The sequence below is a fragment of the Clostridium lacusfryxellense genome, from assembly GCF_018861735.1.
Lineage (GTDB): Bacteria > Bacillota > Clostridia > Clostridiales > Clostridiaceae > Clostridium_AD > Clostridium_AD lacusfryxellense.
Window position 1 is genome coordinate 22,012 of record NZ_JAHLEB010000010.1, and the last position, 23,712, is coordinate 45,723.

Annotated in this window: 20 protein-coding genes; all 20 read right to left on the bottom strand. The window is 30.1% G+C overall.

Going from position 1 to position 23,712, the window contains the following annotated elements:
- Nucleotides 1-126 precede the first annotated feature (126 nt).
- Complete coding sequence (locus tag KPL55_RS07860) at nucleotides 127-2,001, bottom strand: hypothetical protein (protein ID WP_216306164.1); 1,875 nt, start codon at nucleotides 1,999-2,001, stop codon at nucleotides 127-129.
- Between the two features lies 1 nt (nucleotide 2,002).
- Nucleotides 2,003-3,094, bottom strand: coding sequence for a glycosyltransferase (locus tag KPL55_RS07865; RefSeq protein WP_216306165.1), 1,092 nt, complete (start codon nucleotides 3,092-3,094; stop codon nucleotides 2,003-2,005).
- 78 nt (nucleotides 3,095-3,172) lie between these two features.
- Nucleotides 3,173-4,252, bottom strand: coding sequence for an acyltransferase family protein (locus tag KPL55_RS07870; protein ID WP_216306166.1), 1,080 nt, complete (start codon nucleotides 4,250-4,252; stop codon nucleotides 3,173-3,175).
- 160 nt (nucleotides 4,253-4,412) lie between these two features.
- Nucleotides 4,413-5,747 (bottom strand): O-antigen ligase family protein, encoded by a 1,335-nt coding sequence (locus tag KPL55_RS07875; protein ID WP_216306167.1) that lies wholly within the window; start codon nucleotides 5,745-5,747, stop codon nucleotides 4,413-4,415.
- A 14-nt stretch (nucleotides 5,748-5,761) separates the two neighbouring features.
- Nucleotides 5,762-6,901: a glycosyltransferase family 4 protein gene (locus tag KPL55_RS07880; protein ID WP_216306168.1), complete on the bottom strand. Its 1,140-nt coding sequence runs from the start codon at nucleotides 6,899-6,901 to the stop codon at nucleotides 5,762-5,764.
- A 19-nt stretch (nucleotides 6,902-6,920) separates the two neighbouring features.
- Nucleotides 6,921-8,045 carry a non-hydrolyzing UDP-N-acetylglucosamine 2-epimerase gene (gene wecB / locus KPL55_RS07885; protein WP_216306169.1) on the bottom strand — a complete coding sequence of 375 codons (1,125 nt, stop codon included), beginning with the start codon at nucleotides 8,043-8,045 and terminating at the stop codon, nucleotides 6,921-6,923.
- 5 nt (nucleotides 8,046-8,050) lie between these two features.
- A complete protein-coding gene (locus tag KPL55_RS07890; RefSeq protein WP_216306170.1) occupies nucleotides 8,051-9,160 on the bottom strand; it encodes a polysaccharide biosynthesis C-terminal domain-containing protein in 1,110 nt (369 codons plus the stop codon).
- A gap of 82 nt (nucleotides 9,161-9,242) precedes the next feature.
- Nucleotides 9,243-10,289 carry a polysaccharide biosynthesis protein gene (locus KPL55_RS07895; RefSeq protein ID WP_216306171.1) on the bottom strand — a complete coding sequence of 349 codons (1,047 nt, stop codon included), beginning with the start codon at nucleotides 10,287-10,289 and terminating at the stop codon, nucleotides 9,243-9,245.
- 25 nt (nucleotides 10,290-10,314) lie between these two features.
- Nucleotides 10,315-11,556: a glycosyltransferase family 4 protein gene (locus tag KPL55_RS07900; RefSeq protein WP_216306172.1), complete on the bottom strand. Its 1,242-nt coding sequence runs from the start codon at nucleotides 11,554-11,556 to the stop codon at nucleotides 10,315-10,317.
- Between the two features lie 38 nt (nucleotides 11,557-11,594).
- Nucleotides 11,595-12,554: an NAD-dependent epimerase/dehydratase family protein gene (locus KPL55_RS07905; RefSeq protein WP_312887254.1), complete on the bottom strand. Its 960-nt coding sequence runs from the start codon at nucleotides 12,552-12,554 to the stop codon at nucleotides 11,595-11,597.
- 258 nt (nucleotides 12,555-12,812) lie between these two features.
- Nucleotides 12,813-14,189: an MATE family efflux transporter gene (locus KPL55_RS07910; protein ID WP_216306174.1), complete on the bottom strand. Its 1,377-nt coding sequence runs from the start codon at nucleotides 14,187-14,189 to the stop codon at nucleotides 12,813-12,815.
- A gap of 34 nt (nucleotides 14,190-14,223) precedes the next feature.
- Nucleotides 14,224-15,273, bottom strand: a complete 1,050-nt coding sequence (locus KPL55_RS07915) for an alcohol dehydrogenase catalytic domain-containing protein (RefSeq protein ID WP_216306175.1) — start codon at nucleotides 15,271-15,273, stop codon at nucleotides 14,224-14,226.
- Nucleotides 15,273-15,986 (bottom strand): 2-C-methyl-D-erythritol 4-phosphate cytidylyltransferase, encoded by a 714-nt coding sequence (ispD, locus tag KPL55_RS07920; RefSeq protein WP_216306176.1) that lies wholly within the window; start codon nucleotides 15,984-15,986, stop codon nucleotides 15,273-15,275. Before ispD ends, KPL55_RS07915 begins: the two co-directional genes overlap by 1 nt.
- 13 nt (nucleotides 15,987-15,999) lie before the next feature.
- Complete coding sequence (locus tag KPL55_RS07925) at nucleotides 16,000-17,076, bottom strand: CDP-glycerol glycerophosphotransferase family protein (protein ID WP_216306177.1); 1,077 nt, start codon at nucleotides 17,074-17,076, stop codon at nucleotides 16,000-16,002.
- 13 nt (nucleotides 17,077-17,089) lie between these two features.
- Entirely contained in the window at nucleotides 17,090-18,430 is a 1,341-nt protein-coding gene (locus KPL55_RS07930) for an O-antigen ligase family protein (RefSeq protein ID WP_216306178.1), read from the bottom strand.
- Between the two features lie 88 nt (nucleotides 18,431-18,518).
- Complete coding sequence (rfbB, locus tag KPL55_RS07935) at nucleotides 18,519-19,571, bottom strand: dTDP-glucose 4,6-dehydratase (protein WP_216306179.1); 1,053 nt, start codon at nucleotides 19,569-19,571, stop codon at nucleotides 18,519-18,521.
- A 2-nt stretch (nucleotides 19,572-19,573) separates the two neighbouring features.
- The gene (locus KPL55_RS07940; RefSeq protein ID WP_216306180.1) at nucleotides 19,574-20,182 is read right to left on the bottom strand and encodes a DapH/DapD/GlmU-related protein; all 609 of its coding nucleotides are present in this window, start codon (nucleotides 20,180-20,182) and stop codon (nucleotides 19,574-19,576) included.
- A 201-nt stretch (nucleotides 20,183-20,383) separates the two neighbouring features.
- The gene (locus tag KPL55_RS07945; protein WP_216306181.1) at nucleotides 20,384-21,451 is read right to left on the bottom strand and encodes a mannose-1-phosphate guanylyltransferase; all 1,068 of its coding nucleotides are present in this window, start codon (nucleotides 21,449-21,451) and stop codon (nucleotides 20,384-20,386) included.
- 32 nt (nucleotides 21,452-21,483) lie between these two features.
- Nucleotides 21,484-22,638, bottom strand: coding sequence for a glycosyltransferase family 4 protein (locus KPL55_RS07950; RefSeq protein ID WP_216306182.1), 1,155 nt, complete (start codon nucleotides 22,636-22,638; stop codon nucleotides 21,484-21,486).
- Between the two features lie 20 nt (nucleotides 22,639-22,658).
- Nucleotides 22,659-23,699, bottom strand: a complete 1,041-nt coding sequence (locus KPL55_RS07955; protein WP_216306183.1) for a WaaS/CpsH family glycosyltransferase — start codon at nucleotides 23,697-23,699, stop codon at nucleotides 22,659-22,661.
- Between the last annotated feature and the right edge of the window lie 13 nt (nucleotides 23,700-23,712).

Here is a 23,712-nt window from a genome sequence, read left to right on the forward strand (position 1 = left end):
CTAAACTCTCCTTTAATAAATCCTTTACTTTAATTATTATTCCTCTTTTAGGAAATTAGACTATATAACCAAAAAAACCACTTAAATTTATATTATAAATTTAAGTAGTTCTCCTCATGTAGTCTTTTACCTTATTTTTTCAAGGACAATTTTTTCGTTACTTTTGTTAACATAATACAAAGTATCATTTTTCACAGATTCCTCTCCACCTTCAAAGATTTCCCCATAAGTTTTCTTGAATCCTTCATTTGTTTTATATATATACACATAAGTATAATCATTTTTTAATTCTTGGCCCCAATCCTTAGTGGATATATCTTTAGTCCAAATATCACCTTTATAATAAGGGTTCCCAAGACTCCAACTATCTAGCTTCAAGTTGGTTTTTATAGGTGTTATATTATACCTGTTCACCCAATAATCATATCCATGACTTCCAACAGAAATTATATAAACTTTATCAGTTTTAGGGTTTATTGTTCCTTTTATCTTTAATATGGGTACATATGGCGTTCGCCTTGCTATCGTACTTTTTACACTACTAGGAGCCAATATAATATTATTTATAACTGGTGTTACCTTGATAGTAATTAATAGAAATAATAATAACACTGTAGAGCATGATAGTTTCTTTTCTTCTTTCAAACATGTAGTTACTACAAGAAAAATCAAAGCCCCTAATATATAGGTACCTGTATACCTAGAATATGATGCTAGATTAGTAGCCTCATACTCCGTATATGTAAACACATATAAGATAAGTAAAGATGTTGCGTATATGACGGCTCCTATAAATATCGCACTAAGTCCTAATCTATATCTACCTTTTTCCTCCTCATTACAAATAAAAGTTATAAGCATTATAGAAATTGTGAGTAGTATTACTATCCAACCCATAAATGATAATTTAAATGTATAGTCCGTTAAAAAAGTTTCAGTAAAAGCATTACAGAAATTCTTTATAGTTATCATTCGGTAGTGTGGCGCATTCCCATTAAACAAATCCTTTATATTTTGCACATTAACTCCACTTGTTTCCCAAGCCTCACCTGTTTTTGTAATTTTAAGATATATAGACCATGAATATTTTGATATTAAGGTGAAAAAAATCGGACATAAAACTAAACATATCTTTCTATTACGTAACTTAAGATATGTGCTTAAATTGTCTTTTTGTTTTACTAATAAATCTATAGTCATTATCATAATTGCTATGATTGCTAGTCCAAATCCTGAGGATTTTGTAAGTGTTAATACAAATAATGTGAGACTTATATTAATTAATTTAAAAGTACTTAGTTCATTAACATAGTAGGTAAAAAGTACATTTGATAGCATTACTCCTAGAATTGCATCCACCATTAGATTCGAGTAAAAGTCCTGAAAGAATGCCAAGGGCAAAATTAATATAAAAACAAATCGAATAACTATCTTGCTAAAGTTCTTCCATCTTATATTACTAAAAATAGGCAACGTTAATGAAAAATATAATATATTCATAGCCCTATACAAATTGCCTTCGCTAAAACTTCCAGATAGTCTCACCCATAAGTATTCAAAAAGTGCAGTTGCAGGAGGGTATCCCCTAAATGTTACAGTTGATCCAGTATGATTTCCAAGAGCATCGAAGATATACATATTTTTAACTACAGTTCCCCAATGAGAAAATTCATCCCAAGATGTTAACATTCTTCCCCTTTGGGTCCACCATGCTAGTACAAAAAATATCATGAAAACAACAAATCCAGGAGTCCAAACATTTTCTATAAACTTCTCTCCATCTAAGTACAAATTATAACAAGAAAAGATAACACTCACTACTCCAAGTAGTATTATAATGAATACACCCATTTTAAGTTTTCCTAATAATCCTGCTATATACAAAATTATAATCATTACTAATATCCACACTGCTAAGGTTTCTTCAATTCTTTTATTAAATATGGAGGAAAGCATAGCAGCGCCAGAGCATAATATAAAAAAGATGAGTATTAAATACATATTATAACTCCTCAGGAATAGAGATTTTCTTAAAAACCCATTCCTTTTGAACCTTATAACTCATAATGGACAAAATTCCATCTATCATAACTTTAATAAGAACCACAGAACGCCCAAAAACAAACCAAGTAGCCGATACGCTTAGTCCTGATATAAGCATTAGAGTTAGACATAAGGCATAATATCTAGCTATCACAAATTTATCATAAGTTTTGTGTTTAAATACTGCATTTTTATTTACATTATAGTTAAATAAAGAAGACATAATCCTAGATACAATGGTTGCGAGTAAAATAAAATATGTTGGTGTTAGGTTATAAAACAGTTTTGAAAACAATGTAAATAACCCTATATCCAATATAAAAGATATAAACGATGATGACATAAATTTAAAGAAAACCCCATAGATCTTTATTGAATCTACTATGGGATTAAAATGAGATGACTTATTTTCTTCTATATAAATAGTGTCGATACAAACTTCGTCTATAACTATATTTTTATTTTTACATTCAAGTAACATGTTTGTCTCGTACTCAAATCTTTCTCCACGTACGTTCATTAATTCTTGGGCAAATCCTGTTGAGATAGCTCTTAACCCTGTTTGTGTATCACTAATACGTATTCCAGCTAATAATCCAAACATCTTACTAGTCATTATGTTTCCAAACCTGCTCCTGAAAGGTATATTTGATTTTGAAAAGTTTCTAGATCCTAAAATCAATTTATCTGGATTATCAATTAGCCGTTGCGATACCTTCATAATATCCTCAATGCTATGCTGTCCATCTGCATCCGCAGTAACAATACCAACACACTGGCCACAATTGTTTAGAAAATAATTAAACCCCGTTTTTAGAGCTCTACCTTTCCCCATATTCTTTTCATGAACCAAAAGATGGCACTGCTTTTGAGCCCCTATCTGATCAAAAATCTGTTTATACTCCACACCACTACCATCATCCACTATACTTATATTTGTAAAACCCGCCGTTATAAGATTCCTAACTAAAACGATCAGCTTATTATCTGGGTTAAAAGCAGGTATTAAAATCGAAATGTTATTTAATATTGTTAATTTCCCGTCACTCATCCTCGCACACTCCTAATAAATGTCTATATTAGAATTATGCCCAAATGTCGATTAAACAAACAAAAATACCAAGAGGTATTAATCTCTTAGTATTTTCTTAAATTTAATATCCATTATTTTTTTAAATGGATATTCAAATATTTTTAATGATAGAACTAAGGCTAACCCAACCGCAAGGAATAGGTAAACTATCTCCCAATAATCCGGGAACATTTTAATTATATAATCATTTAATTTATAATAATGGTATGTTGATAATACTAGATGATGTATAAAATACACTTGAAGTGTCCTAGTTCCAAACTTTGTTACAAATGTTTCACCTTTTGGAGTTATATATAGGATTGCAAGTGATAGAATAATAGATAACCCATAAAACATCAATCTATAGGCACCACCAAATATAGGTCTTTTTAAAGTTAAAAAAGAATTACGTCCTGTTAAAAACCCTCTGAATAAATACATATCTTGTCCATATAAACAAATAATTATAATTAATATAATTATAGAAATTAAAGATATCCATTTTAACCAAGAGCATTTTAAAATCTTTATTAATTGATTTTGATTGAAATAATAACCAATTATGAAATATGGAAAAAAGACTAAGATCCTTGATAAACTAAAAAGATCTTTAACCGATACTATTTTGTAATACCCTACCATAATTCCTACTATAACAGAAAAAATTATTACAAACACTGGCTTAATGCCTTTTATAATATATGTAATGCAAAACCAAACACTCATCGCTAGTAAATACCACGGAACACCTGCTTCTACTAAAAATTTAAAATCTGTCTCTGAATTCCCCAATAGATATCTGGTTACAATAAAAAAGCATAATTTCATTAAAAAATATAATGTTAAAAATGAAAACACCTTCTCTATACTTAGATGTTTTCCTTCAACAACTGTTTTAGAAAAATATCCTGAAACAAATATAAATAGAGGCATATGAAAAGTGTAGATAAACATATATATATTCCTCATAATTAAAGAATCAGCTGTATAAAAGTCTACAGAATGACCTACTACAACTAACACTATAAGCAATACTTTAAGGTTATCCCAAAAGAAAACTCTTCCTTTGTCATCCATTTTTAGTATTTTATCATTAATATTTTTATCAATATTTTTTTTATCATTTGTTTCCATTATTATCATTCCTAACTATTTTAATTATTACCATAAGAATGATTATCGACAAATTATTCATTCTAGCAAAGTAAATCTACTCTATTCAACAATAATATCACTTATAGTAGCTTATATGTGTTTTTAATAATAATAATTAATATAATGTTTTTATATTATTTTAAGTTTGAGTATTTTTATAATGGTTATCAAGAACTGCCGCAAATCCTAAACAAAACCATACAATATATGCTGCCTGGAAATTGAGAAGTATAAATGATTGTAATAAACTTAAAAATGCAGCTGATACTATAGGTAGAATACAACAAAAACGATAAACCTTTGGAATATTGGTTAGTTTTATTAAAATGTAATAACAAGCAGCGATTAAACTCGTTAGATACATTATTAATCCTATAAGCCCCCATCCCATCCAAGTTTCAAGTATGAAATTATGTGCAGGTCTTTGTATTGGTTCTTCCAAAATTATTTTTTTCCCAGTAACTTGATCCGTAACTGGAACTGACTCTTTATATGCTACTGCAAATGTACCAGCTCCAACAATAGGATTCTTTTTTATTGCAGTCCAAGCTTTCGACCAGAATATTCCACGTATTGCGTCACTAGCCTCAGTGGTTTCTGCACCGTTCTCTTCTTCATCATCGGATTTCGGTTGCGTTAATGCTGGTATTTTACTTACAATAAAAGAAAATGTTCTATATACATTACTGCGTGATTTCATGAAATTTACTGATGCGGCAAGTATAGTAACCATAAGACAGACTATCATAAATGATATGATTCTCTTCCATGAGTACCATTTGAAACCAAATAATAAAATAATTGAAACTACAATTACCGCTCCCATAACTACCCAGCCTAATCTCCCACCAGAAAGAAATGCAAACACCATACTAATTCCAATATTTAAATAAGCAACTGGAGTAGTCCATTTTGGTAATCTCTTTTCTTTACTTTCTTTTATAGCCCATACTGCAAATGTAATAAACATTATAGAAATGTACATATAGATATTAATATTATCTAAAAATGTTAATTTTCTAATATCTGTGAATCTAAAGCAATCTACCATTTCTCTAATATTTAGAGCAGAATAAATAATCAATATTCCACTTAAGAGATGATTTATTTTTGGTTTATATCCGTCCATTATAAAAAACACTGACGAACCCAGTATCCATGATCTTATAGGCCATGTTGTCAACGCAAAGGGTAGATTTTTAACAAATCTAACTCCAAAAAGTATAACAAAATATATACCAAATGAAAATAAAACCCAAAATACCCTTTTGGATAACCTGGAAAAACTATAATTATGTTTATATAATCCACGATAAATAAACATATAAAGAAATATCCCTATAGCTATTATTTCAGCTAAGGCAATACTTACAGAAATTTTGTCCACTGGAATTAGCACTACTGTACCAAATATTAATAAACAAACTAATTCCACGACCAAATAACGTTTATTAAATGATATAAAAGTTTTCATAGTTATTTTCTCCTTTACTGCTTTAAGATAATATTTTCTATCCTAGCTACAAATTCTTTTCTACTATATTTAGCTAAACATTCATAATAATTTTTTTTAGCATATCTTTCGTAATCTTCATAACATAATTTTATAGCTTCTTTTATTGACTCTGGATTTTTGCCATAGCAAAGAACTCCATTTTCTCCATCCTTAAAGATATCTACCATTCCACCTTGATTTGTGGTGATAATTGCAAGTCCATTACCCATTGCTTCTAAAATAGAAATTGGTTGGCCCTCATTTGGATAATATGTAGGAAGGCAAAATATATGATTATCTCTAAGTAGCGTCGCTTTTTTATCACCTTTGACAACTCCATTATATGTTACACTATCTCCAAGCTCGTTAATCATTTGATTAACAGTCTCTAGTATTTCTTCTTCTATATTCCCCGCTAAATTCAAATGGAATTTAAATTCTTCTTCTTTAAGTCCTAGGCAAGCTTCCATTAAGTCTAAGATACCCTTGCTTTTCATTAAGTTACTTAGATATAATATTTGCAATATATTTGTTTCTTCATTATTTTCATCTTTATTAGACAAGTTCTCATTTTTAATTAATTTTTCAGTTAACTCTTCCTCGCTCATCATATATTCATCCTGAACTCCATTTTCACAAACAAAAACTTTATCTTTATGAAGTATTCCATCAAACATGCTTATCAGTGAATTACCGAGCACTATAATGCCTGAGCTTTTATTAAAATAATATTTTAATCTTTTTTGCTTTTTAGCGTCTAAACTATCATACATAATGCGAACATATCCACCATGAAAGTGAAGAAAACATTTAATCTTTTTTAACTTAGCCACGTTTATAAAGGGGGTATACTTTAAGAACCCCAAATAACTTTGGGCAGGTGTAACATAAACTCTATCAAATTTTCCAAATAAAATCTTAAAACAGCCAATAATTATTGGCCTAAGACTATTTAATACTTTCTTAATACTAAATTTACCTTGTGCCACGAGGCTTGTAAAAGTTCTTTCTGCATTACTATCTATAAACTCAACTATATGTCCGTTTTCTTTTAAGCCAGCCAAAAGCATTTCATTAGACACAGACATACCCGTTATAGGGTCTGGAAATGGTCCTATCATTAAAATCTTCATATGCTTAGCTCGCCTCCCACTATTTCCTCCATATAAACCTGTTTATTACACTAGTATAGCCTTGAATAATATTAACAACCTTTACAGCCACATTGACATCAGTATAATCAAAAGCTTTCACTGTTTTTTCTCCTAATGATTTTTGCTTAGTTATTATATCAATAGCCTGAGTTATGCTTCCAACCGTTATTCCACCAAGTATAAACGATCCTTTGTCAACTGCTTCTGGCCTTTCAGTACTTGTTCTTATTGAGACTCCTGCAAATTCCATAATATTAGTTTCCTCGGCAAGAGAACCACTATCAGATAAAACGCAAAAGGAATCCTTTTGAAGTTTGTTATAATCATAAAACCCAAATGGTTTAAGTTGTTTTATATTTTTATGGAACTTAATGTTTTTTTCTTCAATTCGTTTCCAGCTTCGTGGATGAGTTGAGTATATAACGGGCATATCATAAGTTTCAGCTATAACATTTAGTGCATCCGTTATACTTTTAAAATTTTCTTCATTATCAATGTTTTCTTCTCTGTGAGCACTAACTAAAATATATTTACCTTTTTCAAGGCCTAATGTTTGGAGAACCTTACTTTCATTTATTTTATCAATATATCTATGAAAAACTTCTGGAAGAGGTGAACCAGTAACAAAAGTATATTCCTTGCGTATTCCCTCTGATAAGAGATATCTTCTTGCATGTTCTGTGTATGCCATATTAACGTCCGATGTAACGTCAACTATTTTCCTATTTATTTCCTCAGGTACATTTTGATCAAAACATCTGTTCCCAGCTTCCATATGAAATATCGGTATTTTTAATCTCTTAGCGGCAATAACACTAAGGCAACTGTTTGTGTCACCAAGTATTACTAAGGCATCTGGTTTTTCGCTAGCTAATATTTTGTAACTTTTATCTATTATATTACCCATAGTTTCACCAAGATCATTTCCTACAACTCCTAGAAAATAATTTGGCTGCCTAAGATCTAGTTCCTTAAAAAACACATCATTAAGTGTATAATCCCAGTTTTGTCCTGTATGTACTAGAATATGATCAAAATAAGTGTCACAAGCTTTTATAACTTCAGATAGTCTTATTATCTCAGGTCTTGTTCCAAGTATCGTCATTACCTTTAGCTTTTTCATAAGTTCTATACCTCCAAATAATATGTGTCTGGCTTTTCTGGATTGAAACATTCATTAACCCACATTACAGTTACCAAATCACTTTGGCCAACATTTACTATAGAATGAGTGTACCCTGTTGGAATGTCTACTACCTCTAACTTATCTCCATTAACCTTATATTCAATTATATCTTCGCTATTTATATTTCTAAACCTAATAAGCGCCTCACCACTAACTACCATAAATTTCTCATTCTTAGTATTATGCCAATGATTCCCTTTAGTTATTCCTGGTTTAGAAACATTTACTGAAACTTGTCCACTTGCGGCTGTTCTAATGAATTCAGTAAAAGATCCTCTATTGTCCTTATTCATATTTAAATCATAAGAAAATTCATTAACAGGCAGGAAACTCAAATAAGTACTATAAAGTTTTTTGGTTAATTCATCTTCCATATTAGGGATATTTAAATCTATCCTAGACGATTTAAAACTTTTTATCTTATCTGCTAAATCCCCTAATTTAATATTGTGCACTACAGGTACATAGCAGTATTCCTTCTTTTTAGATTCAATTCCACTGAGCGCTCTCATAAATTCATCTAATACATCATCTATGTAGCATAACTCCAAATTAACATCTGGTCTTGATATTTCAATTTCTAAACCCTTTGCAACATTATTACAAAATGTTGCTACTACAGTATTATAATTAGGCCTACTCCACTTACCAAACAAATTAGCTAATCTATAAACCAATACTTTTACACTTGTTTCTTTGCTATATTTAAATAATAAATCCTCGCCTGCTTTTTTACTAATTCCATATGGATTATCTCGCTCTGCCTGAATAGAAGAAGTTATGAGCACTGGTGATTTATTATCGTTCTTCTTAAGAAGGTCTAATAGCTCTGACGTAAATCCAAAGTTACCTTCCATAAATTCTAAATCGTCTTTAGGGCGATTAACCCCCGCTAGATGAAATACAAATTCACATTCTTTAGCATAAACTTCAAGAAGTTCTTTATCGGTATCTTTATCAAATTCTAATATGTCAACAAACCCCTTATTTTTAAGCTGTGCTATAAGGTTTTTCCCTACAAATCCTTTTGCTCCAGTAACAAGTATCTTCATATTTATCCTCACAATTCATTAATTTTTTTTATCCCTATATATTTATTTATCCCTTTATTTTTATTTAGCCCTTTATTTTTATTTACCCGACTTTGTGTTCCATAGTATGATATTGCATAATACTTTTTAGTTCATCTTGTATATAATCAAGTTTGAGTAATTTTTCTTTAATTCCTTCTACATTGAGAATACTAGTGTTATGAGAATTATATTCTTGCTGGGTGGAAAGTTTAATATTGCCTTCTACAAAATATTTATCGTAGTTAAGATCTCTTTTATCTGCTGGAATCCTGAAAAATCCTCCCATGTCCTTTGCAACTACAAACTCTTCTTTTGTAAGAAGTGTTTCATATAACTTTTCTCCATGGCGGGTACCTATTATTCTAACTTCATTGTCAGCATGAAATAATTCTTTTACTGCTTGCGCTAAATCGTGTATTGTTGACGAATCAGATTTTTGAACCATAATATCACCAGCCAAAGCATGTTCAAAAGCAAATAAGACAAGTTCAACTGCCTCGTCTAAGCTCATAAGGAACCTAGTCATATCAGGGTCTGTAACAGTTAGAGGACCTCCATTTCTTATCTGCTCAATAAATAGTGGAATTACCGAACCACGAGATGCCATAACATTTCCATATCTAGTTCCACAAATAACTGTTTTTCCTGTAGGAACTGTTTTAGATTTCGCTACAAATACTTTTTCCATCATAGCTTTTGAAATACCCATAGCATTTATTGGATATGCAGCCTTGTCAGTGGAAAGACATATTACCTTTTTAACTCCATAATCAATTGCTGCTGTAAGTACATTATCCGTTCCTAGTACGTTGGTTTTCACTGCTTCAAGAGGAAAAAACTCACATGACGGAACTTGTTTTAACGCTGCTGCGTGAAAAATGTAATCTACTCCATGCATAGCATTTTTTACACTAGATATATCTCTTACATCACCTATGTAAAATTTAATTTTATCATTTTTATATAATTTCCTCATATCGTCTTGTTTCTTCTCATCCCTTGAAAATATACGAATTTCACCTATATCTGTATCAAGAAACCTTTTAGTTACTGCATTTCCAAAAGAGCCTGTTCCACCTGTTATAAGTAGTGTTTTATCTTTAAACATAATGTATCTCCTTTATTTTATATTATTATTCAAAGTACTTATCAATTCTATTTAATAGTTCTTGTTTGTTAAAGTTGTTTTCATAATAACTTCTAGCGTTAACCCCAAGTTCTAATAATCTCTGTGGTGATTCATTAGATAATTGTATTATTACATCTGCCAGCATCTCATAATCTCCAGCAGGACTACAAAGACCAGAACCCGATTCTTTAATTATTTTATCTGTCTCACCACTTGCTGATGCTAAAATTGGTATGCCGCAAGCCATATATGACTGAAGTTTTGCTGGAATTGTTTTAGAAAACAATGGCCCACCTGTTAAACATAAAAAAGCGGCATCACTAGCTGCCATAAACTCGGGAATCCTAGTGGCTGGTTGTTTGGGAATGAAATTAAACATATCAGTGAGTTTATTTTCATCCACAATTTTTACTAATTCCTCTTTATAACGTCCATCCCCGACAATATTAAATCTAATTTTCTTATTTGGATTTTTTTCTTTAATTAATGATGCGGTTTTAGGCAATATAGCTAGTCCCTGTGCAGTTCCGATGTTACCAGCAAAAATTATATTAAATACATCATCATTAGGGATTTCATCGATTATGATTTTATCTTCATTTATTTTATTTTCTTTTATTTTATTAAGTGGCTTATAGAAATCTTCTGCATATTGTGGCCAGTATTCTATTTTTTCAATTGAAACACCACGACTTTCAATGGATGTTACAAAGCTATTTGATGTGGTAAATATTTTTGTACAATATGAATATATATAATCAACCATCTTGCCTATAGCTCCTATAATCTTTCTGTTAGTTATACCTGTAATTATTTCAACATTTTCAGGCCAAAGATCTTGAACATATAAGTAACATGGTATTTTTCTTTTTTTAGCATACCAAACTCCTGGTAGAGCTTGTGTCATAGGGGATACTTCAAATATGAATACGTAATCTGCTTTAATTTTAGTAAACATCTTCCAAAACAATCCTGATATAACAAAGGATAAATAGTTTAAGGCAAGCATTATTGAATTCCTTCCCCTAGGGATAAGCGGTATTCTTATTACCTCAATTCCGTTATATGTTTCTTTTCTCTTTTTGAAAAGCCCATATCCCTTATAATACTTACCCAAAGGATAATTGGGTATGCCTGTTATAACTGTTACTTTGTATCCCCTTTTTACCCATTCACTACAAATATCATTTATACGAAATTGTTCAGGGTAGAAATATTGTGCTATAACTAAAATATGTTTTTCCAACTCAATATTCCCCCTTCCTTATTTATCTCGAGTTTTTATCAGCTTATCTTCTTTGGCAACTTATTGCGATGTGTTATTTTTTGCGTTAAAGTAATGGATTCTTCTTTTGGCGTTGATTCTTTAGACGTTGATTTTTTCGAATTACTTTCTTCGGTTGTTGTAATTGATTCTTTTAAGTCCCAAATTCTATAGTTTTCTTTATAGTCTGACATATTCAAATCATAAACAAAATCTCCAAATACCTTATTAACTATTCCGAGCTTTAGACCCATAAGACGTAATATAGGATTAAACACCTTAGTTAAGGTAATTTTCTTACCATGAGCCTCTGCAATTAGCTTTACCATTTCTGAAGTCTTAACGTACTCATCATTTTGCGGGAAAAATAATCCACGCTCTTCGTTTTTTATAATTAACCTAATGAACTCACACAAATTATCTATATGAAGCATACTTCTTTCATTATCTATGTCAGGAAACATAGGTAATTTCTGAGCAAGCTTTGCAAGTCTTGGATAGTTTCCTTTAGATCCTTTTCCATAAATCATAGGAGGTCTTAGAATTACAATTTTGAAATCATCATTTTCTAAGGATTTTATTCCCTCTTCTGCTTGAAGTTTGCTGTTTCCATAAAAATTACTTGGATTTGTAATTGTGTTTTTATTTATAACTTTTTTATCATTTATATTTCCACTATCTCCATAAACAATAATGCTACTCATAAAGATAAATTGCTTAACTCCAGCCATTTTTGCTTTTTTAGCAGCCTCTATTGTCAAATCACGATTAACTTTATAATACGAATCCTCCATATTAGGATCTGTAGAAACATGTGCTATACCAGCAACGTGAAAAACCACATCATACTTTGTAAAATCTTTTTCCTTCCATAAATCGTCCCTCATACTCATTGTATCTATAGAATATTCTCCTAAACATTTCACTAGCCACTTAGAGAGAGAACCCCCAATGTAGCTATTCATTCCAGTTATAAGTATATTTTTCGTCTTAAATTCATCTCCTTTTTACCTTAATCTATTCTTTTCTAATTATCACCAAAATAAATAATAATATACTTATACTTCTCTCCAAGTTAACATCCTTTTATAGTTTATGAGTAATCCTACAGTTTATGCCTTTAAGTTTTTAGGTTTTTTGGACAAACAAAAAGACTAGCAAAATGTCTATTACAACATTTTGCTAGTCTTTTTCTTATATATTAATTCTAATATTTAATTTTAATGTATTTTTATTATCTAATCTTTTAAAGCATTTCTATTCTTTATCATTGATATAATATCTTTAAAATCAGAATTAAATAAAATATATTCTGACAACACCATGCAAAGCAAAAATATAAATGCTTTGATTAATGATGGAAAAGGAATTATTCTGATTATTTGATAAGATACAATGTATATTACAAAATGAATTATCTCGTTCTTATGTATTTCAAGACCCTTAAAATCAAATGATGAATACACATACCATACAATTAATGTAATAAGTGTTGCATATGCAATCATTACAGAATCCTTTAATACATAGGCTGCAAATACATTTAATACAAATGCTAGTACAACCATTTTAGAAGCTACAAATAAATACTCCTTGCCTCTTTTTCCCACTTTATAAAGATTTGCATATAAAACATTTGTTAAACAAATAAAAGGAATTCCAATTATTAATATTCCTAGTACTTCTAAAGATAGTATATATTTTTTGAGCATATTGTCCACTATAAACTCAAGCACGAAATACCCTGCAGGTGCAAAGCTGCATATTAATATAATATATTTCTTAACTTTTGAAACAACCTTTTCATCTCCCTTATTTTTAGCTAAATAAGGATAAAACAAGACTGTTACTGAATTAACCAGAACTAGAAATAAGCTTAACATTGATACCGCAAAAGAATAAAATGCGAAATCATTCACTGTAAATTTGAACTTAACAAACCACCTATCCATAGTAAAAAATAGAAGGCTTACAGTGTTTGCAATCATTATAGTAAACCCCATACTTGTTATGGATTTTATTTCTGGATATTTTATTTTTTCTGCTTTTTTAGCCGAATTCATAATTAATACCGTACTGATTATCGCCATAACTGCATTGCCAATAACTTGAATCTGCATATATAAAATTGGTGACTTTACAATAAATATGACTGCAAGAACAGATGCCAACATCACTATATTTTGTGCTACTCTTATTACTACGTATTTATTGAATTCACCTGTAGCTCTATATAATAGAGAAATAAATAAAACAACCTGAAAAGGTAATATATAAAATACAAAATATCTAAATGCCATATCTTTTATTAAAAATATTGATACAAATAGTAGTACAACCACAAGGCTTACTACTATTTTTAGCATCACATAAAAATAGCCTTTTATTTTCTCTTTTTTTATGTTTTCTATATCTTTGCCACCTAATATTAAATACATTCCATCTGAAAATCCAAAATGCATCATTCCTGCAAATCCTACATATAGTGTAAATGTCTTTAAATACCCATATGATCCTAAATCGAGAACCTTTGGCACAACTAGTGCACTCAATATACCAATTAATATCCCCAAAACCTCTACAAATATTACTCTAAGTGATTTGTTTATATTCATTTAATTTCCCCTAATTTCATTTAATTCAATTTCATTAAAATTTAAAGTTCATAATATGTTTTCCAAGAGCGCGACTTTCAGCTTCTATCTCAAATACCTTATAATAATCTTTAATCCCATAAATAGAAGTTTCGTCTATTATTAGCTTTGAAATATCAGAGCTAAATTCCTTAGTTTTAAGTAACTCTGCTGCGCCCTTAAAATCTTCTACAGTACTTCTTGTAACCCCATAAATTGCAAGTCCCTTTTCTAATATCTTACGAGTATTAATTCCTATAGAATTCTCAGCTACTCCTGTAAATACTAGCTTAGCTCCTGTTTGCACAACTGTCATAATCTCGTCAATTCCGCCCTCAGACGCAACGCCACCAATACATTCAAATGCAACATTAATCTTTTCTTTTTTAATCGCTTTATCGTTTGATAAATAAGTTTTTACGCCTTCAAACATATCAAGTTTCTCCTGGTTATGTCCTACAACTACAATAGGACCTTTGTGCACTTGTTTAAGCACGGAGCATAATATATATCCAAGGATACCATCGCCCCATATACCTATAATATCATCTTCTTTTAATATAATTCTACGAATTGCTGCAATAGAAACAGAAATAAGCTCTGAAAACACAGCAATGCTTGAATCGATATTATCCTCAATCTTTACAAGATTACGAGCAGGATATGCTATATAATCCTTTGAAAATCCATTGTAACTACTTGATGCAAATAATGCTTTAGGAGAATAATTCTCTCCCAGCCTTGGGTCACTGGAGAGTGCAATATCAAACTCATCTTGTTTATCTTTATCTATCATTATATTTGGAACTAATGCAACCTTATCTCCCTTTTTAAAGGAGTTTGTAGGATCTTTAACTATAGTACCTATGGCTTCATGAATAAGGTTTATTGGATATTTTAAATTTAGAGTTCTTGCGTCACGGCTTCCAAGGTAATACCTTATATCAGCTTTACAAATGGCCGCTGTTTCAATTTTCACTACAGCGCTTCCAGCATAAACTTCTAAATCTTCAATATAAACTTCAAACCTCTTTGATTGAACTATTTTGAATCCTCTAATTAACATTATATAGTCTCCAATTTGCTCATTTTGATTACAGATTTTAGCAGAAGTAGATCTTCCATTGTAGTTATTTTGAAATTGAGTTTATCTCCTTCAACTAGATGAACTTTTTTACCATAATCTATTACTAAACGACAGTCATCAGTAGAGTTTTGTACTTCCTCTGATGCTGCTGCCTTTTTATGAGCATCATATATAGTTGAATAGATAAAACTTTGTGGTGTTTGGCCTATGTATAATTCTTTTCTCACTGGAATAGACGATATAGTATTGTCGTCCAAAGTTTTAATTATAGTGTCTGAAGCTGGAATAACAGTATCTACTGCTCCGTACTTTTTAGCTCCTTCAATATTGTTAACTATTATTCTATGAGAAATTAGTGGCCTTGCTGCATCATGAATAACTACAATATCATCAGGACTAACGTCTTCTTCAATAGCTTTTAAGCCATTTAACACTGATTCTTGTCTTGTTTCTCCACCATCAACTATCCATTTTATTTTATTGAGCTCAAATTTTCTAGTCCATATTTTTATATCCTCATGCCATTCTTTAAGGCAAACAATTGCTATTGCATCTATTTGTTCATGTATATCAAATGCCTCTATTGTGTGTACAACTATTGGTTTACCATATATATCAATAAATTGCTTAGGTTGATCAACTATTCCCATTCTAGTACCTTTTCCACCAGCAAGTATTATAGCTACATTCATCAATAACTACCTCCTATTTTTTATCTACAAGATTTAATATTAAGTTCCACACTCTTTCGCAACTATTACCATCTAAATAATGATAGAAGTTCTTTTGAGCAACCTGTCTAATAGCTATATATTTTTCATTATCGCTATTCTTCATATAATCTATTAAGTCTTCTATTTTTGTAAGTTTTGGACCCGGTGTATCTTCTTCCTTGTCAAAATCAATAGCAAGCCCTCGTTTTTCCTCATATTGAACACTATCATATGGAAGGAAACATATCGGTCTATTTAATACTAAATAATCCACATAAATCGAACTATAATCGGTAAGCAACATGTCCGATACTGCAAGTATGCTTTGAGTAGACATTTCTTCATCAAAACTCATTGTTATTATATTTTTCATATTATCAAAGATTTTATCATCAACTAACCTCTCTAAGTAGTGAGGACGATAAATCATTTCCCAGTTATTCTCTCCCATAAACTTATCAAACTGTGTCCAGTCATCTTGAGTAATTGGGAAAGCTTTTTCTATTTCATAACCTCTCCAGGTTGGACAAAACACTAAAATCTTTTTTCCTTTAGTGTTATGTTTTAAGTCGAACTTTTCTCTACATGTAGTTATATACTCTTGGTCAAACAACATATCATTCCTTGGCAATCCAAGTGGCATATAATTCGCAGGGGCAACTTTATCAAGCTCTGTTGACCTTAAATAGTATGTGCTGTCTCTTTCCGAGAGTGTTACAACATTCTTTATTCTAGTTCTAATATTCTTGTATATATCCATCATTTTTTTATTATCAACTTCATTTTTTCCTGGAGTACTTTTAGTTCCATAACCATGGCTCATATAAACACCATTTTTAGTTTTCTTGAAAACGCTAGTTGTATAATCTGAAACAACTGCAGAATAATTTTTCACCATTTGGCTTGCTCTTATAATGTAATGCATTAATTTAAAATTTTTATACTTATAAAAACTCATATATTCTAATACAATATCAGGTCTATCTTGTTTTATATTTTTATTAAAATAGTTTTGTAAGGCTTTTATATTATCTTCGGTTTGAGATGTTAATAGTATTCTCTTTTTCAAAGTTATTATCTCCTTAAATGTTTTTCATTTTTTCTTGTTTATAATAGTAATCTACCATTGATGCAAACCCAAGTGTAAACCACATGAGATATGTTGCATAAAAACTTAAAAGTATAAATGATTGTAACAAACTTATAAATGCTGCTGCAACAATAGGCATAATACAGCAAAACCTTAGCCTAATAGGTATGTTTACTAATTTCTTTAATACATAATAACAAGTTGAACATAACCCTGCTATGTATAATATTAATCCCCCTAGTCCCCATCCCATCCATGTTTCAAGTATGAAGTTGTGGGCAGGCCTTTGCATTTTCGCTATCTCTTCAGATTCAGCTACAGATATAAGATCCGATGGAATTGCTTGCTTATATGCTACTGCAAATGTACCAGCTCCTATAACAGGATTCTTTTTAATTAATTTCCATGCCTCTGTCCAGAATATCTGCCTTATTTTATCACTAGCATCAGCAGTTGAGACAGGCTCTTCTTCACCATCTGGCGTTGGTTCTTCGGCAAGGCCTGGGATTCTAGTCACAATAGCAGAAAATGATCTGTATAAACTAGCACGTGCTTGCATAAAGTTCACAGATGCAGCAAGTATTATAACTAAACTACACGCTATCATAAATGCCAAAATACGTTTCCAGGAATTCCATTTAGCACCAAATATTAATAGGAATGATGCTACAATTACAGCTCCCATAACCACCCAGCCTAATCGTCCTCCGGAAAGAAATGCAAAAACCAGACTCATGCCCACATTAACATACGCAATAGGAGTTATCCATGAAGGCAATCCTTTTTCATTACTTTCTTTTATAGCCCATATCGCAAAGGTGATAAGCATGGTACTAACATATAAATATATATTAATATTACCTAAAAATAACAAATCACGAATAGTAGGGGATGTTATACAATCAATTAATTCACGTACATTTAATGCTGTATAAATAAACATAGCTCCACATAATAGTTGGTTTACTTTTGGTTTATATCTATCTATTATAAAGAAAATAGATGATCCAAGTACTAACCCTCTTATTGGCCATATTGAATCCGTGAAGGATAAATGTAACATAATCCGTACGCCGAAAAGCACAATAAAGTAAATTCCAAATGCAAATAATATCCAAAATACTCTTTTGGATAATGGTGTAAATTTATAATCACGTTTATATAACCCATGATAAATAAACATATTTAAAAATACCCCTATAGCAATTATCTCCGAGAATGCCAAAAACAAACCTACTGCCTTTATATTAAATACCATAGTAGTCGCAATTAAAATCACGCAAATAAGTTCAATAACCCAAAAGCGTTTATGAAATGATAGTGTAGAATCCATTCTATAATTCTCCTTTGTATGCTTTTATTTCGTAAAAATCATATTATATGTACAGTTTAGTATATCATAATATATTTAAAAAGCTTAATTATTTTTCATACATAGTATTGTAGTAATTTTGATATTCACCAGACGTAATATTATCCATCCATACCTTATTGTCTAAATTCCATTTTATTGTCTTCTTTATCCCAACTTCAAATGTGGTTTCAGGATACCATCCAAGCTCATCTTTTATCTTAGCTGGATCTATTCCGTATCTTTTGTCATGCCCTTTTCTGTCTTCAACATAAGTTATTAATTTTTCTGTTATTGCACTATCTACAGTTTCACTTAAATAACTTATAACAGTTTTGATTATTTGCATATTAGTTCTTTCGTTGTGTCCACCTACATTATAAACTTCTCCAACTCTACCACCATTTATAACCATATCTATAGCTTTGCAGTGATCTTCTACGTATAACCAATCTCTTATATTCATCCCATCACCATATACTGGTAAGTCTTTATGGATTAAGCAGTTGTTTATTAGTAGTGGTATTAATTTTTCTGGAAATTGATATGGTCCATAGTTGTTTGAACATCTTGTAGTATTTACAGGCATTTTAAATGTATCAAAGTAAGCTTTAACCATTAAATCTGAGCCTGTTTTACTTGCTGAATATGGGCTATGTGGGTCTAAAGGAGTAGTTTCAAGAAAATACCCTGTGTCTCCTAGTGAACCATACACTTCGTCAGTTGATACTTGCATGAATTTTTTTCCTTCTTTAAAACCATCTTTAGTTTCCCATGCGTTTTTAGCTACATTTAAAAGATTTACAGTTCCTAATACATTTGTCTTAACAAATATTTCTGGTTCTTTAATACTTCTATCTACATGTGATTCTGCTGCAAAATTTACAACATAATCAATTTCATTATCTTTAAATATTTTCTCTACTACCTCTTTGTCACATATATCTCCTTGAACAAAAGAATAGTTTTTATTATCTTCTACTTCTTTTAAATTTTCTAAATTACCTGCATAAGTCAATTTGTCTAAATTTATAAGTTTTATATCCGGATATTTATCTAACATATAATGAACAAAGTTTGCGCCTATGAATCCTGCGCCTCCTGTTACTAAATAAGTTTTCATAATTAATTACACCCCTTTTTAATTTTTGTCCACTGTTTTGTCTTTGAATCATATTTTTTAATAACCACAGCTGGTGAACCAACAGCTATACAGTTACTTTCAATGTCTTTATTCACAACAGAATTTGCTCCAATAATACAACCATCACCAATCTTAACCCCTAGTAATATGCAAACATTTTCTCCTATCCACACATTATTACCTATTGATACAGATTTAGTATGTAGTGGTCTACTATCTGGAGGAGTTTCTGGTGATGAATGCTTCGCACTGCCTGAATACTCTCCATGATTACTATCACTAATAAATATTTTCGATGCCATTAGGCAGTTATCTCCTATAGTAACACTTTCACCTGCTGATATGTGAACGTAATCACCAATCTTGCAGTTTTTACCTATTATAAGTTTCTTATCTTCATTAATTTCTGTATCAAACATTTCTAAACGACAATTATATCCTGTAGTAAGACCTTCCCCATATGATAAAAACTTTTTACCTCTAACATATATTGGTCTACGTATTAAACGTGCTCCCTTATAAAATATTTTAGTGTAAACAAGTGATATAACATTCTTAAATATTTCACCAAAACCATATCCATTTTTCATAATTATTTACAGCCCCTTATTTCACTTAAAACTCTTTAAGCATACAGCTTAGTATATCATAAATTTCGAAAAAGATTTCAATACTTTCCCTTATTAACAAAAAGTTAAACTGGTAAATTTATTATTAAAGCTGTATTAATAATAAATTTATAAAAAAATACTCAAATGTTTAATTATACATTTGAGTATTGCACTCTTTCATTAAATATCTATATTTACCTTTTCTCTTAATCCCTTTACATCATCTAATTCACTTTTTTTGCAAATCATTATAAAATCATCTGTTTCGACTGCAAATATATCATCTAATCCTACAGTTATTATAGGCTTATGCCTAGCTACTATAAGATTATTATATCCTTCTATATTTTTTACATTTCCTAAAAACACATTGTTATGGTCATCTTTTTCTCTATATCTTTCTATTGCATTCCAACTACCCATATCATCCCATCCAAAATCACAAGGGATTACATATATCTCTTTAGCATTCTCCATAATCGCGTAATCCACTGATACAGATGCTATCTTAGGATAATTCTGGGTTAATTTATCTTCATAGTCTTCATTTAAAGATATAGCAATTTCTTCTAATATCTCATAAGTGTTTTTCAAATATTTTTTTGTTAAACTCAGAATAGTTTTAGCTTTCCAAATAAACATTCCACCATTCCAAAGATAATTTCCTTCTTCTACATAACTTAAGGCCTTCTCTAAATCAGGTTTTTCTACAAACCCATCAACTTTACAAATTACTTCATTACTATTATTAATTATATGTTGTCCATTTTGAACTGCCTTTATGTATCCATATCCTGTTTCTGGCCTTGTTGGTTTCATTCCAAGGGTTACTATACCCTCTTCATTTTCTCCTATAAAATCATAAGCATCTTTTATAGTTTGTCTAAACTTTTCTTCATCCACAATAAGATGATCTGAAGGTAATACAACCATGGTAGAATCTTTGTAGAACTTTTCTATATGAAAAGCTGAAAGTGCTATACATGGCGCAGTATTTTTACCTACTGGCTCAACTATAATATTTCTAAGTGGCAATCCAGGTAACTGCTCTTTTACTAAATCTACATAATCTAGAGCTGTTACTACAAAAATTCTTTCCTCTGGGATTAGATCCTTAATTCTATTAATAGTCATCTGTATCATTGTTTCCTCACCTAAAAGTTTTACAAACTGTTTAGGTTTTTTATCAGTTGAAAGGGGCCAAAATCTAGTACCCTTACCCCCTGCCATAATTAGTGCACATAACATACAATGCCCTCCTCTCTTCTTTTGTTATTATCTTATTTCTCTGAAAAAGTTTTTTCAAATAATTTCTTATAATGATTTGCTGCATTTTCTACAGAATATTTTTCAATTAACTTCTCGTTAATACCACTTTTATAAACAAAACCCTTATCTAAAGTTTCTTCAATTACTCTTGATAAATCATCAGCATCAGTAGGGTTATTATAATATATAACCTCACCCATAGTTACCTCTGGCAGAGAAGTACATCTTGTGGTTATAACTGGGATATTCCTGTACATTGCTTCAACTGGTGGCATACCAAATCCTTCAAATAGGGATGGACTCACAAATATCTTAGCATTATTGTATAATAAACTAAGCTCTTCATCAGATACAAACCCAGGAATTACTACACTATCTTCTATTTTATTTTCTGCTATTAATTTCACTAAATCATTAGTTGCTTTGTCTCTCATTCCTACAAGTACTAATTTAATATCAACATTACCAGTTCTTTTTTTATAAACACTAAATGCGTTTATTAGTGTTGGAATATTTTTATGAGGTAATAATGATGCAACTGATAATATATAATTTTTCTTTACTAATCCATGTTTATTACCAAAGTCATCAAAAGTAATATTATCATTTACTTCAAATTTTTCAAAATCTATTGGATTGTATATTACTTCTAAGTCACTCGGATTAATATTTTTGAAATTTTCTATTATATCTTGCTTAACAAAGTTTGATATACATATATTTTTATCACTTTTCTTAAAACTTAGTGGATATGTAAAAGAAAACAATACCCTCTTAGAAAAAGAAAAATTCTCTTTAAAATGTTTATATTGGATGTCATGTACATTAGATATAATTTTTACTCCCTTAATATTTTGAATCGATCTTACATAAGTTGGGAAAAACATTACATCTATCTTATTATTTTTAATAATCTTTGGCAATTTTGTACTTGTATATAACACTCTATTAAATCTTATTGTGTTATCAAAATCACATATAACTATTTTAAAATTCTTTTTACTAATATTAAAGCTTTTATAATTAGATTTAGTTGCAAATATGAAATACTCATTTTCATTATCCACAGATTCCAGCCCTTTTATCAAATTCATAAGGTAACTTCCAGTTCCAGCTATTTCTCCTGGAATAATATATAGTCCATCAATTCCTATTCTAATTCCCAAGCTTTTCACATCCTATTTTTTTATTTAAAGTAATTATTAGATTCTTCATTTATAATTGTTTTCACCCATGAATGAACACTATATTTTTTATAAATATCCTCACTAATAGGTACAAACTTATTATAAAGAAATTCTTCAATATCATCTAAATTATTATTTCCCAATATAAATATATTATTTTCATTATAGAAATCATATTTCTTAATATTTGTATTTGTAGTAACCATCTTTCTTTTAGCACCCAAAGTCTCGATAGTTCTCATGGTCAACCCACTTTGTTTGTTATGTTGCATATCAAATACAGTATTCGATTTTTTAAGAATCGCTGAATTTTCTTGTTCAGATAAGGATTTAAATCTAAATTCATTTTTCTTAGCACCTTTAAATTCAGGTACAAAAACCCTATTGTAGTAATATTGTAGAATATTCAAAAACATAAATGAATATACTCGAATACCCTTTGACTCTAGCTTTGGAAATAACTCATGCATTGTTTTATAGCGATTAGGATGAGCAGTACAAACACTCATGATTTCATATTCTCTATTTGAAGATTCATTAACATTCTCTTCACCAATCTTTTCATATGGAGTAGTATAAAACAATGGAAGCAGCTCTAGTTTATCCATTTTTTCACAATCATTTGTATCAAAAGAATATGCCTTATCGAACTGTGCTATTAATCCCTTAGCATTAGGATAAAGAGATAATGTATCCCATGTATAATACACAAATCTTGCTTTCTTATGTGTGGCTCTAAGCCTTCTAATCATTTCATCTGTAAAAACTTTACCATTGACTATAATAACCAACTCATACTGTTTATTTCTTGTTTCCTCTAAAATATTTTCAAAATACTTTTTAATTAAGAGGTCTACTATATTTCTTTTAATTTTTATAATTCCTTTTATAAAGTTATTTTCACTTGGCCTATCATTATAATAGTCAACTTTATAACCTTGTAATTCAAATTCATTAATAATGTGTTTATAATAACCAAAAAAAGGAGAACAAATAAATAATATACGTTTTTCTTTTTTATCCTTTGTAATTGAGTTCATAATGTACCAATCC

What these genes read in the sequence shown, in the direction of transcription:
- KPL55_RS07860 (WP_216306164.1), bottom strand. Translation starts at nt 2,001, where the DNA reads ATGTATTTAATACTCATCTTTTTTATATTATGCTCTGGCGCTGCTATG.
- KPL55_RS07865 (WP_216306165.1), bottom strand. Translation starts at nt 3,094, where the DNA reads ATGAGTGACGGGAAATTAACAATATTAAATAACATTTCGATTTTAATA.
- KPL55_RS07870 (WP_216306166.1), bottom strand. Translation starts at nt 4,252, where the DNA reads ATGGAAACAAATGATAAAAAAAATATTGATAAAAATATTAATGATAAA.
- KPL55_RS07875 (WP_216306167.1), bottom strand. Translation starts at nt 5,747, where the DNA reads ATGAAAACTTTTATATCATTTAATAAACGTTATTTGGTCGTGGAATTA.
- KPL55_RS07880 (WP_216306168.1), bottom strand. Translation starts at nt 6,901, where the DNA reads ATGAAGATTTTAATGATAGGACCATTTCCAGACCCTATAACGGGTATG.
- wecB (WP_216306169.1), bottom strand. Translation starts at nt 8,045, where the DNA reads ATGAAAAAGCTAAAGGTAATGACGATACTTGGAACAAGACCTGAGATA.
- KPL55_RS07890 (WP_216306170.1), bottom strand. Translation starts at nt 9,160, where the DNA reads ATGAAGATACTTGTTACTGGAGCAAAAGGATTTGTAGGGAAAAACCTT.
- KPL55_RS07895 (WP_216306171.1), bottom strand. Translation starts at nt 10,289, where the DNA reads ATGTTTAAAGATAAAACACTACTTATAACAGGTGGAACAGGCTCTTTT.
- KPL55_RS07910 (WP_216306174.1), bottom strand. Translation starts at nt 14,189, where the DNA reads ATGAATATAAACAAATCACTTAGAGTAATATTTGTAGAGGTTTTGGGG.
- KPL55_RS07915 (WP_216306175.1), bottom strand. Translation starts at nt 15,273, where the DNA reads ATGTTAATTAGAGGATTCAAAATAGTTCAATCAAAGAGGTTTGAAGTT.
- ispD (WP_216306176.1), bottom strand. Translation starts at nt 15,986, where the DNA reads ATGAATGTAGCTATAATACTTGCTGGTGGAAAAGGTACTAGAATGGGA.
- KPL55_RS07930 (WP_216306178.1), bottom strand. Translation starts at nt 18,430, where the DNA reads ATGGATTCTACACTATCATTTCATAAACGCTTTTGGGTTATTGAACTT.
- rfbB (WP_216306179.1), bottom strand. Translation starts at nt 19,571, where the DNA reads ATGAAAACTTATTTAGTAACAGGAGGCGCAGGATTCATAGGCGCAAAC.
- KPL55_RS07940 (WP_216306180.1), bottom strand. Translation starts at nt 20,182, where the DNA reads ATGAAAAATGGATATGGTTTTGGTGAAATATTTAAGAATGTTATATCA.
- KPL55_RS07945 (WP_216306181.1), bottom strand. Translation starts at nt 21,451, where the DNA reads ATGTTATGTGCACTAATTATGGCAGGGGGTAAGGGTACTAGATTTTGG.
- KPL55_RS07955 (WP_216306183.1), bottom strand. Translation starts at nt 23,699, where the DNA reads ATGAACTCAATTACAAAGGATAAAAAAGAAAAACGTATATTATTTATT.